Genomic DNA, 15337 nt, shown 5'->3' with positions numbered 1-15337 from the left:
TCAGCCGAACAGCTTCCCGATCTGCTGGCTGACCGTGAGCACGGCGAGCACGCCGAACAGCACCACCGACCACACCAGCGCGCCGACCCGGAACCCGCGGATGCGGATCGCCTCCGGCAGCAGCTTCCGGTTGATCACGATGAGCAGGCCGGAGTAGATGAACATCATCGTCCCGCCCACGCAGGCCGCGATCACCGCGAGCACGATCGGCTGGGAGAAGCCGGCCGAGATCACGACGATCCCGATCAACGCCAGGCCCCACACCAGCGCGGCGTACAGCTTGCTCTCGTCGACGTCCGGGAAGTACATGGTCTTCAGCACGTCGGCGGCGAGCCGGCTGGTGTAGTCGACGATGCCGAGAGCCGCTGCGAACAGCGACACCGCGCCGACCACCCAGAAGAAGTAGCCGAACCAGGTGCCGACCCGCTCCATCAGCACGTTCCCCTCGATCTTCAGGAACGAGATGTCGTTCTTGACGTCGGGGTGGCCGAACACCGTGGCGTAGGCCAGGAGCGACATGAACACGATCGACACGAACGAGATCAGCACGAACGTCCACAGCTGCTCGCGGTTGGCGAACTTCCACCAGCCGCGCCAGTTGTCCAGGTTCTCGTCGGTGGGGACGAACACGTAGCCGACCCGGCCGCGGGCCTCGGGCTCACCGGTCAACGGCGACACGATCTTCGGCACGTAGTGCCCCATGCCGAAGCCCTTGTCCCGGATCCAGTTGCTCTGCACCAGGTTCTGCCCGCCGCCCGCGCCCGCGAAGGCCAGCGCGCCCATCAGCGTGGCGAACCCGAGCTCGGCGGCCGGGAACTGCGCCTCGGTGATGATCGTCGGCACGTCCGCCCACGCCCCGCCGATGGCGAACGCTGCGCCGATGATCACCAGCAGCAGGACGGCCGCCACCTTGACCATCTGGGCGCGTTCCAGGGCGTTGTAGACCACCGGGGCCAGCGTGAGGATCGCGCCCACGAGCACGAGCAGCACGATCGCGATGATCGACGGGTTGCCGCCGAAGATGTAGCTGAACAACGTGCCCGAGCTGGTCACCCAGGCCGGCCACAGGTTGGCGAAGTAGGCGAGGATCGCGAACACCAGGCCCCAGTGCCGCCAGAGCCGGCTGAACCCGGTGAGCGCGGTCTCGCCGGTGGCGAGCGTGTAGCGCTCGATCTCCATGTTCAGGAAGTACTGGGTGATCAACCCCACCAGCGCGGCCCAGACGAACCCGAGCCCGATCTGCGAGGTGATGTACGGGAACAGGATGAACTCCCCGCTCGCCAGCCCGACCCCGGCGGCGATGATGCCGGGGCCGACGTACCGCCACTGGTTCAGCGGCGGGGCGGGCAGCTCACGCACCTGCGGTGCGGGCAGGTGCCTCGTGGGGAAGAGCTTCGACGGGTCTGCCGAGACCGCGTCGTCGCGACCGGTGGACATGGTTACTGCCTTTCCTGGCTGGATCGATCGGGTTGGGTCGGACGCGGTCAGCGGCGCACGTCCTCCTCCGCGCCGAGCAGCGTCAGTTCGTGCGGCCGGGGCGAGGCCTCCCAGTCGCCGGGCACCGTCACGGCGAGCGCCCCGGTGACGGCCGCCGTGCGCAGGCCCTCGTGCGGGTCGCGGCCGGTGAGCCGGCACGCGAGGTAGCCGGCGACGAAGGCGTCACCCGCGCCGACGCTGTCGACGACCTGCACCGGCACGGCCGGCACGTCGATCAGCTCGCCGCCGATCAGCGCGGTGGCACCGTGTCTGCCGCGCTTGATCACCACCTCGCGTGGTCCCAGCTCGGCGAGCCCCGACGCGAGCTTCTCCGGGCCGGTCCGGTCGTCGACCTCGAGCGCGATGCGCGCCTCGTCGTCGCCCGCGAAGAGCATGTCCGCGGCGGCGGCCAGCTCCCGGAACACCGGTGCCGCGGTGGCGGCGTCCCACAGCCGGGACCGGTAGTTGAGGTCCACCGACACCGGCACCCCCGCGGCGCGGGCCCGGCGCAGCGCCTCTCGGACGGCCGCTGCCGGGCCCTCCCCGAGCGCCGGCGTGATCCCCGTCAGGTGCAGCACGCCGGCGTCCTCGACGACCCCCGCCGGCACGTCCTCGGGCCGCAGGTGCGAGCCCGCGCTGCCGTGGCGGTAGTACGTCACGTTCTGCACCGAGCCGGTGCGCCGCTCGCGGAGCATCATCGCGGTCGGCGCGTCGTCGCGGTGCACGACGGTGTGTACCCGCTCTGCGAGCAGGTTCCGCTCGATGAGGTCGCCGATCGGGTCGCGGCCCAGCCGCCCGATCCAGGTGGCCGCCACGCCGAGCCGGGACACGCCGATGGCGACGTTCGACTCGGCCCCGCCCATGGACAGCCGCATCCCCTTCGCCAGCGAGAGCGGGCCGACGTCCTCGGCGACGAGGAGCCCGAGGGTCTCGCCGAGGGTGACCAGCCCCCCGCGCTGCGCCGCCGATCCGCTCGCGAGCTCGCGCTGTTCTCTCGATTCGCTCGCCGGCTCGCTCATCCGCGCGCCGCCTCGAGCGCCGCGACGGCCCGCTGGGCGAGCGCGGCGAGGTCCCCGTCCGGCGCGAGCGCGTCGCCGATCAGCGGGCCACCCATCCCGACGGCCACCGCCCCTGCGGCCAGCCACTCGCCGATCGAGGCGATGCCGACGCCGCCGGTGGGCACGACCGGGATGTCCGGCAGCGGGGCGCGCACGTCCTTCAGGTAGCCGGGGCCGAGCTGCCCTGCGGGGAACAGCTTGACCGCGCTCGCACCGGCCTTCCACGCCGCGGCGATCTCGGTGGGGGTGAACGCGCCGGGGTAGCTCGCGATCCGGCGGCGCAGCGCGGCCGCGATCACCTCCGGCTCCACCGACGGGGACACGACGAAACGCGCGCCCGCGTCCACCGAGCGGTCGACGTCCGCCGCGGTGAGCACGGTGCCCACGCCGACCTCGACCTCAGCCGGGACCCGGGCCGCGAGCCGCTCGACGACGTCGAGGGCGCCCTTGGTCGTCAGTGTCAGCTCGAGGCTGCGGACACCGGCCTCGACGAGGACGTCGACCACGGCTTCTGCCCGGTCGGCGTTCTCGGCCCGCAGGATCGCCACGACGCGGCTGGCGGTGAGCCCGGCACCCACCGGTACGCGGTCCTGGTCGGCGCGGTCCTGGTCGGCACGGTTGGCGCCGGGTGCGCTGGATTCGGCCACAGGCGGTGGTCCCCCTTCCTCGGGTGCCGGAAACGGGCTCCGCGACGGCACCTGCGACGTTCCATGTAGTGGAATAGTGTTCCACTACAGCTCGGAGCATGATGTACGCCCGGGGCCTCGACGACAAGGCATCGAAGCACCGGCGTGATCGAGAACGCGTGCGAGTTACGCGATCATGGCACCGCACGATCACCGACGCGCCTCAGTCGCGCCGTTCCCACGACCCCAGCACCATGAGCGTGCGGGTACCCGTGACCGAACCGGAGCGGCGGAGCGTGTCGATCACCAGCTGCAGGTGGGCGAGGTCGCGCACGCGCACCTGGACGAGCGCGTCCGGGTCGCCCGCGAGCGTGAAGACGGCCTGCACCTCGGGGATGGACCCGACGGAGCGCACGATCGCGCTCACCCTGGTGTTCCCGAGGAACCGCAGCTCGATGAACGCCTCCACGCCCGCACCGAGCCTCGCGTGGTCCACCTGCACGGTGAACCCTGTGATGACGCCGATCTCGCGCAGCCGGTCCACCCGCCGCTTCACCGCCGCGACGGAGAGCCCCACCTCGCCCGCCATGTCCGAATAGGTGCGCCGGGCGTCGACGCGCAGCAGGTCGAGCAGGAGCCGATCCGTGTCGTCGACCTCGGCCATGAGGGCCCCTCCACGCAAACGACCCGGCCTGCCGGGTGATCCGGACACAAGGGTTTTGCGTGTCCATGGTGCGATGCCGCACAGGCCTTGCGCGAGCCCGGGCGCACCGGGTCTCCTCGTCCTACCTGCACCGACGGAGGTCGCCCGTGCCGCCCACCGCGCCGCCCACCACAGTCACGCTGGACGACAAGTACACGGCCCGCCACGGCAGGGTCCTGATCTCGGGGATCCAGGCGATCGTCCGGATGATCCTCGAACAGCGCAGGCTCGACACCGCCCGGGGCCTGAACACCCGAGCGTTCGTCAGCGGTTACCAGGGATCCCCGCTCGCCGGGCTGGACCAGGAGATGGTCCGCGCGCGGCCGTTCCTCGACGATGCGGGCGTGGTGTTCCGGCCCGGCCTGAACGAGGAGCTCGCCGCCACCGCCGTCGCCGGCACCCAGCTCCTGCGCCAGGCGCCCGGTCGGCGCCATGACGGCGTCACCGGCTTCTGGTACGGCAAGAACCCCGGCCTCGACCGCGCCGCCGACGCCGTCCGCCACGGCACGCTCGCCGGCACCACCGCCCTCGGCGGGGCGGTCGCCCTGATCGGCGACGACCCCGCCTGCAAGTCCTCCACCGTGCCGAGCTCGTGCGAGCCGATGGCGCAGAGCCTTCTGCTGCCGCTGCTCGCGCCCGGATCGGTGGCCGAGATCGTCGAGCTCGGGCTGCACGCCGTCGCACTGTCGCGCGCCTGCGGCCTCTGGACCGGCCTGAAGATCGTCGCCGACGTCGCCGACGCCGCCGCCACCGTCGACGTCGGTGCGCTGGACCTCGGCGTGCCGCTGCCCGGCCGGGCCGAGGACGCACCCCGCGTCCTCGTCGGTGCCACCGCCCTCGAGGCCGAGCACGACGCCCTCACCCGCCGCCTCGACCTCGCCCGCGCCTACGCCCGCGCGGCCGGGCTCAACCGGGTCGCGTTCACCTCGCGCACCGCCCGGCTCGGCGTGGTCGCCTCCGGTACCTCGGCCGCCACCGTGCAACGCGCCCTCGACGACCTCGGCCTCGACGAGGCCGCCATGGAGGCGCTCGGCCTGCGGATCATCACCCTCGCCATGCCGTTCCCGGTGGACGCGGCCGTGCTCGCCGAGCTCACCGACGGCCTGGACGAGGTACTCGTCGTCGAGGACAAGGTCCCGTTCCTGGAGAACCACCTCAAGTCGGCTCTCTACGGCCGTCCCGACGTGCCGCGCGTCGTCGGCCGCCACGACCCCAACGGCCGGGTGCTGCTGCCCGCGCGCTCCGCGCTCGGCGCAGAGGACGTGGCCGCCGCGCTGGCCGCCCGCATCGGCCCCGACCGGCTCCCCCGCACCGCCGCCGTCCACCTGCAGGCGACCGCGCCGAAGCGGCAGTCCCGGATCGCGCTCCCCCTCGCCGCCCGCACCCCGTTCTTCTGCTCGGGGTGCCCGCACAACACCTCCACGCGCGCGAGCGACGACACGCTGGTCGGCGTCGGCATCGGCTGCCACGCCATGATCGCGCTCGACGGCGCGGGCCGCGGGCACCAGCTCGGGCTCACGCAGATGGGCGGCGAGGGCGCGCAGTGGTTCGGGCTCGCCCCGTTCACCGACGACCGGCACTTCGTGCAGAACCTCGGCGACGGCACGTTCCACCACTCCGGCTCCCTCGCGATCCGGGCGGCCGTCGCCGCCGGCGTCACCATGACCTACAAGCTGCTCTACAACGACGCCGTCGCGATGACCGGTGGTCAGCGCGCCGAAGGCAGGCTCGACGTCCCGGCGCTCACCCGCTGGCTCGCCGTCGAGGGGGTGCGCCGGGTCGTCGTGACCACCGCCGAGCCCGACAGCTACCGCGGCCTCACGCTCGATCCGATCGCGACCGTCCGGCACCGCGACGACTTCGCCGCGGCCGAGCGGGAGCTGGCCGCGGTCGAGGGCGTCACCGTGCTGATCCACGACGACCGCTGCGCAGCCGAGGAGCGCCGCCTGCGCAAGCGCGGCAAGCTCCCCACGCCCACCGCGAAGGTCGTGATCAACGAGCGGGTGTGCGAGGGCTGCGGCGACTGCGGCGAGGTCTCCACGTGCCTGTCCGTGCAGCCGGTGGAGACCGAGTTCGGGCGCAAGACCCGCATCCACCAGGCCTCCTGCAACACCGACCTGTCCTGCCTCAAGGGCGACTGCCCGTCGTTCCTCCTGGTCGAGCCGCGCGACCGCGGCCCGCGGCCGATCCCGGAACCGCCCGCTGGCCTGCCCGAGCCGGAGAGCCGGCTCACCGGCGACCGCAGCAACAACGGGGTGCTGCTGCGCATGCCCGGGATCGGCGGCACCGGCGTCGTCACGGTGTCGCAGATCGTCCAGATGGCCGCGCACCTCGACGGGCGCTACGCCGCCGGCCTGGAGCAGATCGGGCTGGCCCAGAAGGGCGGCCCGGTGGTCAGCGACGTCCGCATCGCCAAGCAGCCGGTGCGCGGGGCGCTGCGGGCCTCACGCGGCACCGCCGACGTCCTCATCGGGTTCGACCTGCTCGGCGCCGCGTCCGAGGCGAACCTCGCCGTCGCACGCCCCGGCCACACGATCGCCGTGGTGAGCTCCGCGGTGGTGCCGACGGCGGCCATGGTCACCGGGCGCGTCGCCGTGCCGGGTTCCCCCGTCGAGGCGTTGGACCGGATCGCCGCCGCCACCCGCCCGGACGCCGCGCTGCACGTCGACGCCCAGGGCTTGTCGGAGGCGCTGTTCGGCGACCACATGCCGGCCAACATGCTGCTGGTCGGTGCCGCCTACCAGCACGGCTGCATCCCGATCTCCGCCGACGCCATCGAGCAGGCGATCCGGCTCAACGGGGCAGGCGTCGAGAAGACCCTCACCGCCTTCCGCTGGGGCCGCGCCGCGGTGGCCGCACCGGCCGCGGTCGCCACCGCCATCGGCGGTCCCGCCGTGGTCCATGAGACGGCGGGGTTCGCGAACGTCCTCGCCACCCGCGTCGCCGACCTCACCGGCTACCAGGACGAGCGCTACGCCGACCGCTACGCCGAGGAGGTCCAGCGCGTCGCTGCGATCGCCATCGAGCGCGCGGGTGCCGAGGCGGGCGAGCGGGTGGCGCTCGCCTACGCCCGTGGCCTGCACAAGCTCATGGCCTACAAGGACGAGTACGAGGTGGCGCGGCTGCACCTCGACCCCGCCGAGCAGGCCCGGCGCGACGCCGAGTTCGGACCCGACGCCGCCGTCTCGGTGCTCCTGCACCCACCGGTCCTGCGCGCGCTCGGCATGACCCGCAAGATCCGGCTCCGGCGCACAGCGGGCCCGGTGTTCCGCGCGTTGCGCGCCGCCCGCCGGCTGCGGGGCAGCCTGATCGACCCGTTCGGCCACGCCGAGGTCCGCCGGGTGGAGCGCGCGCTCGTGCCGGAGTACCAGGCACTCGTCCGCGAGGCCCTCGACCACCTGAGCCCGGACACCGCCGACGCGGTCGCCGAGCTCGCGGCCCTGCCGGACGTGATCCGCGGCTACGAGGAGATCAAGCTGCGCAACGTGTTCGCCTTCCGGGAAAGGGCTGCGGCCGCGCTCGCCGATCTCGCGACGTAGCCGGCGCGGTCGGCGAGCCGAGGGGCCGGTGATCGACGTACCGGGCCGTTGACGACGGGCTCGCCACGGGTCACCGGGCCGCTCTTGCCGCCTGGACCGGCGCGCTTCTCGCCGCCGAACTCGGTACCCATGACGAGCTCATCGCGGGCGGCGGCGCCTACGCCGCGCTCTGGCGCCCCTGGCACGGACACCCGGAGCGCACCACCAGGTGACATGACGGGCGCCACCGACCCGATATCCGCGCCGCGCAGCCCGTCGTACAGGATGATCTCGACGATGCTGACCGGTCGGGGCCGCGGTCGCAAATGCCGTGGCGTTCGGCGTTTGGACGAACACTCCTCCGGGCATGATCGTTTCAGGACCCGAGGAGCACACATGGTCGCCGGCTTCGTCGCCGCTGGACGGAATCGCGCTGAGAGAAATCACGCCGAACGAACTCGCACACCGGCCCGGCTCGCGGTCACGCTGGTGATCGCGAGTGGTCTCACGCTCACCGGCGCGTGCGGAGGGCCTGCGGCCCCGTCGCCGGACGCCCTCCCGCCCGCGGCGGTCCCCGCGACCACGCTCCCCACGCTGGCCCCGCCCACCTCGACGCCTCCGAGCTCGGCGCCGTCCACCGCGACACCGTCCCCCTCCGCGCCGCCCACCTCGCCCCCACCGGACGCCGCCGACGCGGTGCTGCGCCTGGAGTCGTCCGGCCCCGCCGTACAGGAGCTCCAGCAGCGCCTGTCCGACCTCGGCTACTGGCTCGGGAAGATCGACGGCCACTACGGGCAGCTCACGCGCCAGGCCGTGATGGCGTTCCAGAAGGCCAAGGGGCTCGACCGCGACGGGGTGGCCGGACCCGACACGCGCAAGGAGCTGCCCACCGCGTCGCGGCCGACACCCCGCATCGCGGAGGGCGACCACATCGAGGTCGACCTCAAGCGCCAGCTCCTGATGGTGGTGCGCGGCGGCCAGGTGCTGTGGACGCTCAACACCTCCACCGGCAACGGCGAGGCCTACGACCGCCCCTCCGGCGGCACCGGCGTGGCACGCACGCCCCGCGGCGACTTCGAGATCGAGCGCCAGATCAACGGGGTGCGCGAGGCCGAGCTGGGCGTGCTCTACCGACCGAAGTACTTCCACGGCGGCATCGCGGTACACGGATCGGGCAGCATCCCCGCCCACCCCGCGTCGCACGGGTGCGTGCGCGTGACCAACGCGGCCATGGATCTGCTGTGGGCGAGCGACGTGGCCCGGGTGGGCACCGAGGTCCACGTCTACTGAGCAGCAGGCTGTCGCGCGTGATCAGCGGTCCTGCACGAACACTGGCCAGATCCACAGGCCAGGACGCGATCATCACATCGGACAGACCGTGCAGTACCGGCAATTCGGACATCTCACGTAAACTGGGCGCGTCAGCGTCGCGCAGCACGTGGGGAGGACCGGGCGCATGCCCCCGCCGCCGGCTTCAGGCCCGGACGAGCCGCCTGGCCTGTCGTCCCGCGAACGGGAGATCCTCGCCGGCATCGAGAACCAGCTCGACGCGAGCGCACCCGGTCTCGCCCGGGAGATGGCCCGCCCCCTGACCGCCGCTCCACCGGTGCCGCCAGGTGTCGTGGAGGCCGGGTTCGGAATCCTCTCGCTCTTCGCCGTGCTGGCCGTGGCCGGGCTGGTGCCCGGCGTGGTGTGGGCAGCGCTTGCGATCATGGCTTCGATGATCGTCGTACCCTGGGTGATGTTGTGGGGCTTCGGGAAGCTGGAGCGCGAGCCACCCGGCGACGACACGCAGCGTGACGATCCGGGGTGGCCCGACACGAACCGGTGACACCGGGCGTGCCACCGGCGGGGCCCGGAGCGGGCAGATCCGGCGCTCCGGCAGGATGTTCTGCGGACCGGCATCGTTCGGTTGCGATACACGACGTGTTCACGATGGTGTTGTAAAGGCTTAGCTCTTTTGGGGGGCGCGCAGGTGGCGGTCGCGGTCGCGCGGGTGAAAGGCCTGCTGACGGGGTGGCGGGCGCCGCAGCACCGTGACGGGCTCGCGCTGGTGATGAGCTCCGGCCTGTCCTCTGCGGTCGGGCTGCTCTACTGGGTGCTGGCCGCGCAGATGTTCCCGGCCGACGTGGTCGGGGTCAACGCGGTCGCGCTGTCGTCGCTGATGCTGGTCGGCGGCGTCGCACACCTGAACATGTCGCACGCGCTGCTGCGTTTCGTACCCGTGGCGGGCACGAACGCGCGCCGGCTCGTGGTGCTCGGCTACCTGGTGGCGATCGCCCTGTCCGGCCTCGCGGGCGCCGGGTTCGGGGCCGGCGCCATCTGGTGGGCGCCCGAGCTCGTCGACGTCGCCGGCTACGGCACGCTGATCGCCTTCTTCGCCCTGAGCTGCCCGGTCTGGACGCTGTTCACCCTCCAGGACTACGTCCTCACCGCCGTCGGCAGGGCCGTTGCCGTGCCGATCGAGAACCTCGTCTTCGCCGTGCTCAAGATCGGCTTGCTCGTCTCGGTCGCACTCGCGGCCGTACCGGGGGGCATCGCGGTGTCCTGGGTGGTCGCCACCGCCCTGATCGTGCTGCCGATCAACCTGTGGCTGCTCGTGCGGCTGCTGCCAGCGCACGGCACGAAGACCGCCGACCGGGCCGTGCCGATCACCGCGGGCGCCGTCTCCCGGTTCATCGGCGCCGACTACGTGGGCGCCCTGTTCTGGCAGGCCGCGATGATGGGCCTTCCGGTGCTGGTGCTGAACCGCCTCGGCGCCGAGGCGGCGGCCGCCTACAACATGGTGTGGCAGTTCGGGGTCGCCCTGTACATGGTGCCGTCGGGCATGGGGCAGTCCATGATCGCCCACAGCGCCGCCGACCCGGCGTCGGTCGACAAGGCGCGCCGGGAGACGGTGCGCCGCGGGCTGATGCTCGTGGTCCCGGTCGCGCTGGTCCTCGCCATCGGCGCGCCGCTCGTGCTGGCGCTGTTCGGCCCCCACTACGCCGCGACGGGCACGGCGGCGCTCGCGCTCGTCGCCCTCTCCGCGATCCCCAACGTGATCACCGCCGCCGCCACCAGCACGGCGCGCGTACGGCAGCGCCGTGGCGTGCAGTTCGGGGTGCCGACCAGCCTCTCCGTGCTCACGATCGGGCTGGCCTGGATCCTCATGCCGCACCTGGGCGTGCTGGCCGTCGGTCTGGCCTGGCTGCTCGCGCAGTGCGCCGTCGCGGCCGTCGTGCTGCTGATGAACGCGCCGTGGATCCCCGGCCCGGTCGGCAGGTGGATCGACGGCATCCGCAGCTCGGCGCTGCTGCGCCGGATCGGCGACGACGTCCTGACCCGGATCGGCGCCCCGTCCGGCTGGGCGCTCGGGTCCCGCATGGGCGGGGGCTCCGAGACGGTCGTGGTCGCCGTCGGACCGGCTGGCGAGCACCGCGCCATCCTCAAGGCCGCCGACACCGAGTACGGGCAGCAGGACCTGCGCCAGCAGACGGCCGCGCTCTCCGCGCTGCACGCCGACCCGCGCCTCGCGCACTGGACCCCGCTCATCCCCCGCGTGCTCGGCACCGCCGAGATCGGGGGCGCGTACTGCGTGACCGAGTCGCTGCTGCCCGGCGGCTCCGGGCCGGATGCGCTCGACGACCCCGCGCGGCGGGGCGCGTTCCTGTCCAGCGGCGTCAGCGCGATCAGCGAGCTGCACCGGCGAACGGCCACCCTGCGGCGGGTCGGCGACACCGAGCTCGACGAATGGGTGCACCGGCCGGTCGTCGCGATCTCCGCCACGCTGCCGGCCGCGCTGCGGGCCGAGGCGCGCCAGCTGGCCGCACTGCTCGACGCCCGGCTGCGCGACCAGGTCGTCGGCGTCGGCTGGACCCACGGCGACTACCTGCCCGTGAACCTGCTCGCCGCGCCGAACGGGCGCGTCAGCGCCATCGTCGACTGGTGCACCGCCCGGCCCGACGGCATGTCCGTGGTCGACGTCGCGACGTTCGTGCCGATGGCGGAGGCGATGACCCGCGGCGAGGAGTTCGGCACGGTCGTGCTGCGCTGGCTGGCGGGTGTGCCTCGGGCCGAGGCCGAGGTGCTCGTCGGCTGCCAGTCGGCACTCGGCGGGAGCATCCTCGCTCCCGAGGTGCTGGTCCTGCTCGGATGGCTGGGTCACGTCGAGTCGTGCGTGACGCGCTCGCAGCAGATGGCGGCCAACCCCGTCTGGAACCGGCGCAACGTGCGGGTCGTGGTGCAGGGCGCTGCCGGCCTGCTCGGGGCACAGGCCCCGCGGCCGGAGGCGGTTACGCGCGCAGCCCGTTGAGCATCCGGCGGATCGTGCCGGCGCAGGCGTCGCGCACGGCCCCGCGCTCGGCCTTCGGCGCCTCGGCGATCGTGCGCCCGGCCCCACCGAGCAGGTGGAACACCAGCTGGCTGCCCACCGGGAAAGGCACCGCCGCGAGCAGCCCTTCCTCCCGCGCGGCCTGCAGGAACCCGTCGATCAGCGCGTAGGCGTACTTCTTCTCGTGGTGCATCCAGCTGGCCCAGCCCAGCGCCAGCGGACCCTCCAGCCAGCACAGCCGGCCGTACCGGTCCTCGCAGCAGAGATCGAGGAACGCGTCGAGCGCGGCCATCCCCGCCTGCCACGCGTCCGGCTGCCCCTGTGCCGCCGCCGAGACGCGGGCCGTCATGTCCTGCTCCAGCGCGTCGAAGACCGCCTCGAAAACGGCCTTCTTGCTCTCGAAGTGGTGGTACACCGCGCCGCGGGTGACCTGCGTGGCGACTGCGATGTCGTCCAGTGACGTACCGGCGAACCCGCGCTCGGCGAACATCGCCGTGGCGGTCTCCAGCAGCGCGGCCCGGGTGGCCTCGGAGTAGAGCTCGCGCCGGCTCTTCGGCCTTGACATGCGGGGAGTCTACGACATACTCAGAGTACGTACGCAGAGTATGTAACCGTCGCAGCGCTGGAGACCGACGTCATGTCCCCGAAGTTCCTGCTGGTCCGCGAGGTGCTCGCCGAAACGGCACGCACCGGCCGCCCGGAGATCGCCCGCCGCGGGGACGTCGAGGCCGCGTTCGGCAGCGTCGAGGCATTCCTCCTCGCCCTCCACCACCGCTGGCGCACGGCGCTGTTCGCCCGCATCGACGCCCAGCTCGAGGACTCGCCCGCCGACTTCGACGCAGCCGTGGTGGCCGCGTGGACCGACCCGACGACGGGCGGGCGCGGGCTCCGCGCGCTCCTCGACGCCCATGCGGACTCCCCCGCGCTCGCCGCGGCGCAGGAGCGGGAGCGCCTGCTCCTGCAGCGAACCCTCGGCGTCGAGATCCCCGTACCGGCCTCGCGGCCCCGCTCGGTCACCCATCCCACCGCCCGACGATGGTGGCGCGGCGCGGCCTGATCCCACCTACCGGCCGTCGTCACCGAGCGAGGTGTCGCCGAGCCGAAGCTGCGGCCGGACGTGCGACAGCCGGATCAGCTGGGAGTTCCGGACCGCACAGCGCCTTGACCCGGTGCCAGTCCCAGCAGATCAGGAAGACCACGCCGAGCAGCATCAGCCACGTGATCACCCACGTGCCCCGGAAGCCCACGGTCGTCGTGATCACCACGATGCCGGCCGTGATCGGCAGGTGCACCAGCGCGCCGACGAGAGTGGTGCGCGGGACGAGCAGCAACACCGCCGCGGCGAGCTGGCAGGCGCCGATGAACGGGTAGAGCGCACCGAAGTCGTGCTCGAGGGCGGCGAACAGGCGGCCCACCTCCGACGTCCGCGGATCGAGGCGGGTGAAGGGCAGGCCGAGGACCTTGACCAGCCCGGAAGGCAGGAAGGCCGCGGCGAGCAGCACCCGCACGCTCCACGCGAACCAGCCCAGCGCGCGCACCCCGCGGGCCCGTGCGTGCAGCCGGTCGGCGAACACGATCAACCGATGCACGCTCCCCCCCCGGTCCGATGGCGGTTTCCGGTGGAGACCTTCGCGCACCGCAGCCACTGTCGACATCGGCCGAAGGTCCGAGAGGGGCGTCCGCAGTCGATCTTTCGACCGACCCCGGTGCGGTTCAGCCCATGGTGGCGGCGAGCACGGCGCGCTGCGTGGGCTTCGCCTCGCGGTAGCGCTGCCGGCCGGCGTCGGTGAGGGCGATGAAGATCGCGCGCCGGTCGTCGGGACAGGTGGTGCGCTCGACGAGGCCGTCGCGCTCCATCCGGGCGACCAGCCGGGAAGCAGCGCTCTGGCTGAGGTGCACGGCCTCGGTGAGCTCGACGCCGCGGCACTTCCCCTGCGGGCCGGTGGCGAGCCGCTCGAGCGCCTCGAACTCGCTCACGCCGATGTCGTGGCGACGGCGGAGCTCGGCCTCGAGGGCGCCGCAGACAGTGGCGTGGCGGGCGAGTAGCGCGTGCCACTCGTCCAGCAGCTGCTCATCGGCCCCGTCGGCGATGCTGGCGCTCACGAGCCGCACATTAGCATGCATGGGACTGTGATGCACGCGCATTAAATGAGCTTGCATCTGATGCACATGCATGTAGCCTCGTCGATCGTGACCGCTTCCCTCACGACCACCTCCACACGGTGGACGCCCCAGCTCTGGGGTGTGCTCCTCACCGTGTCCCTCGTCGTCGGCCTCGATGCGCTCGACGTGTCGATGGTCGGCGTCGCGCTTCCCGTCATCCAGGCCGACCTCGGCCTCTCGACCAGTGCCCTGCAGTGGGTCGTCAGCGGATACGTCCTCAGCTACGGCGGTCTGCTGCTGCTCGGCGGGCGCACCGCCGACCTGCTCGGCAGACGGCGGGTGTTCCTCGCCGCCGTCGCCGTGTTCACAGTCGCCTCGCTGCTCGGCGGTCTCGTCGACGACGGCGCCCTGCTGATCGCCACCCGCCTCGTGAAGGGTGCAGCCGCCGCGTTCACCGCGCCCGCCGCCCTCTCGATCATCACCACGACCTTCGCCGAGGGCCCGGCCCGCAACCGGGCGCTGGGCATCTTCGCGGTGTTCGGGGCCAGCGGGTACTCCGCGGGCCTCGTCTTCTCCGGGCTGCTCACCGAAGTCGGCTGGCGCTGGACGTTCTTCCTGCCTGCGCCGATCGCGATCGTCGCGCTGGTCGCGGCGTACCGGCTGCTCCCGGACGACCGGCCGGCCGAGCGGACCGGGAGCTACGACCTCCCCGGTGCCATCACCGGTGTGGCGGCGATGCTGCTGCTCGTCTACACCGTCGTCGAGGCACCCGAGATCGGCTGGGCCGAGCCGCGCACGCTCCTGCAGTTCGCGCTCACCGCGGTCCTGCTCGCCGCGTTCGCCGTCATCGAGCGCCGCAGCCCGCACCCGCTCCTTCGGCTCGGCATCCTCCGGTCCGGCCGGCTGGCCCGCGCCAACCTCGGCGTCATGGTGTTCTTCGGCGCGTACCTCGGGTTCCAGTTCGTGGTGATGCTGTACCTGCAGTCCGTGCTGGGCTGGTCCGCGCTGCAGACCGCGCTCGGCTTCCTGCCGGCCGCCCTGATCGTCGCATTCGGCTCGCCGCGGATGGACCCGCTCATCGAGCGGGTCGGCACGTCGCGCACGATCGCCGCGGGCGTCGTGGCCCACGTGGCCGCCTACGTGCTCTTCCTCGTGGTCGACCGCGACGCCCCGTACGTCGTCGGCGTACTGCCCAGCATGATCCTGCTCGGCCTCGGCTTCACCCTCGCCTTCGCGTCGTTCAACATCCAGGCCACCGCCGGGATCCCGGACGACGAGCAGGGCCTCGCCGGCGGGCTGCTGAACACCTCGTTGCAGGTGGGCGGCGCGCTGGGCCTGGCGATCGTCACCGCCGTGCTGGTCGCGGGCGGCGAGGGACGCACCGGACCGGAGGCCCTGCTGGCCGGCTTCACACCCGCCCTCGGCGTCGTCACCGGGTTCGCCGTCGCCGGGCTCCTGATCGCGCTGAGCGGGCTCGTCCCGCGCCGCGACCGGGTCCCGGCCGAACTCACGCTCACCGACTGAGTCGAGGCCGACCGGGA

General features: G+C 72.8%; 13 protein-coding genes. 6 read left to right on the top strand and 7 right to left on the bottom strand.

Annotated elements, in window-relative coordinates; genetic code table 11:
- The 4 genes from FB388_RS13305 to FB388_RS13290 form a co-directional block, all read right to left on the bottom strand.
- Positions 1 to 1437: an Nramp family divalent metal transporter gene (locus FB388_RS13305; RefSeq protein ID WP_142100792.1), complete on the bottom strand. Its 1437-nt coding sequence runs from the start codon at positions 1435 to 1437 to the stop codon at positions 1 to 3.
- 47 nt (positions 1438 to 1484) lie between these two features.
- A complete protein-coding gene (locus FB388_RS13300; protein ID WP_142100791.1) occupies positions 1485 to 2495 on the bottom strand; it encodes a sugar kinase in 1011 nt (336 codons plus the stop codon).
- A complete protein-coding gene (locus FB388_RS13295) occupies positions 2492 to 3181 on the bottom strand; it encodes a bifunctional 4-hydroxy-2-oxoglutarate aldolase/2-dehydro-3-deoxy-phosphogluconate aldolase (protein ID WP_246121886.1) in 690 nt (229 codons plus the stop codon). The genes FB388_RS13300 and FB388_RS13295 overlap by 4 nt, the downstream gene beginning before the upstream one ends.
- 202 nt (positions 3182 to 3383) lie before the next feature.
- Positions 3384 to 3824, bottom strand: coding sequence for an Lrp/AsnC family transcriptional regulator (locus tag FB388_RS13290; protein WP_142100790.1), 441 nt, complete (start codon positions 3822 to 3824; stop codon positions 3384 to 3386).
- Between the two features lie 146 nt (positions 3825 to 3970).
- Here FB388_RS13290 and FB388_RS13285 point away from each other — a divergent pair, with 146 nt between their 5' ends.
- From FB388_RS13285 to FB388_RS13270, 4 genes are all read left to right on the top strand, one after another.
- Positions 3971 to 7402 (top strand): indolepyruvate ferredoxin oxidoreductase family protein, encoded by a 3432-nt coding sequence (locus FB388_RS13285; protein ID WP_246121885.1) that lies wholly within the window; start codon positions 3971 to 3973, stop codon positions 7400 to 7402.
- A 468-nt stretch (positions 7403 to 7870) separates the two neighbouring features.
- On the top strand, positions 7871 to 8671 hold the full coding sequence (locus FB388_RS13280) for a L,D-transpeptidase family protein (protein ID WP_211361887.1): 801 nt from the start codon (positions 7871 to 7873) through the stop codon (positions 8669 to 8671).
- 166 nt (positions 8672 to 8837) lie between these two features.
- The gene (locus FB388_RS13275; RefSeq protein ID WP_142100788.1) at positions 8838 to 9212 is read left to right on the top strand and encodes a DUF3040 domain-containing protein; all 375 of its coding nucleotides are present in this window, start codon (positions 8838 to 8840) and stop codon (positions 9210 to 9212) included.
- Positions 9213 to 9356: 144 nt separating this feature from the next.
- Entirely contained in the window at positions 9357 to 11675 is a 2319-nt protein-coding gene (locus FB388_RS13270; protein WP_142100787.1) for a phosphotransferase, read from the top strand.
- On the opposite strand, the gene FB388_RS13265 is transcribed toward FB388_RS13270, so the two are convergent.
- Positions 11656 to 12258, bottom strand: a complete 603-nt coding sequence (locus tag FB388_RS13265) for a TetR/AcrR family transcriptional regulator (RefSeq protein ID WP_142100786.1) — start codon at positions 12256 to 12258, stop codon at positions 11656 to 11658. The genes FB388_RS13270 and FB388_RS13265 overlap by 20 nt on opposite strands.
- A 72-nt stretch (positions 12259 to 12330) precedes the next feature.
- On the opposite strand from FB388_RS13265, the gene FB388_RS13260 reads away from it, so the two are divergent.
- A complete protein-coding gene (locus tag FB388_RS13260) occupies positions 12331 to 12750 on the top strand; it encodes a hypothetical protein (protein WP_142100785.1) in 420 nt (139 codons plus the stop codon).
- 19 nt (positions 12751 to 12769) lie between these two features.
- On the opposite strand, the gene FB388_RS13255 is transcribed toward FB388_RS13260, so the two are convergent.
- Both FB388_RS13255 and FB388_RS13250 read right to left on the bottom strand, forming a co-directional pair.
- The gene (locus tag FB388_RS13255; protein ID WP_142100784.1) at positions 12770 to 13282 is read right to left on the bottom strand and encodes a hypothetical protein; all 513 of its coding nucleotides are present in this window, start codon (positions 13280 to 13282) and stop codon (positions 12770 to 12772) included.
- A 124-nt stretch (positions 13283 to 13406) separates the two neighbouring features.
- Positions 13407 to 13796: a MarR family winged helix-turn-helix transcriptional regulator gene (locus tag FB388_RS13250; protein WP_425468541.1), complete on the bottom strand. Its 390-nt coding sequence runs from the start codon at positions 13794 to 13796 to the stop codon at positions 13407 to 13409.
- Positions 13797 to 13862: 66 nt separating this feature from the next.
- On the opposite strand from FB388_RS13250, the gene FB388_RS13245 reads away from it, so the two are divergent.
- Positions 13863 to 15320 (top strand): MFS transporter, encoded by a 1458-nt coding sequence (locus FB388_RS13245; RefSeq protein ID WP_142103020.1) that lies wholly within the window; start codon positions 13863 to 13865, stop codon positions 15318 to 15320.
- The last annotated feature ends 17 nt before the right edge of the window (positions 15321 to 15337 follow it).

The organism is Pseudonocardia cypriaca (genome assembly GCF_006717045.1).
Taxonomy (GTDB): Bacteria; Actinomycetota; Actinomycetes; order Mycobacteriales; family Pseudonocardiaceae; genus Pseudonocardia; species Pseudonocardia cypriaca.
Note: the sequence above shows the minus strand (reverse complement) of the source record. Positions and strands in the feature narration are given on the sequence as shown.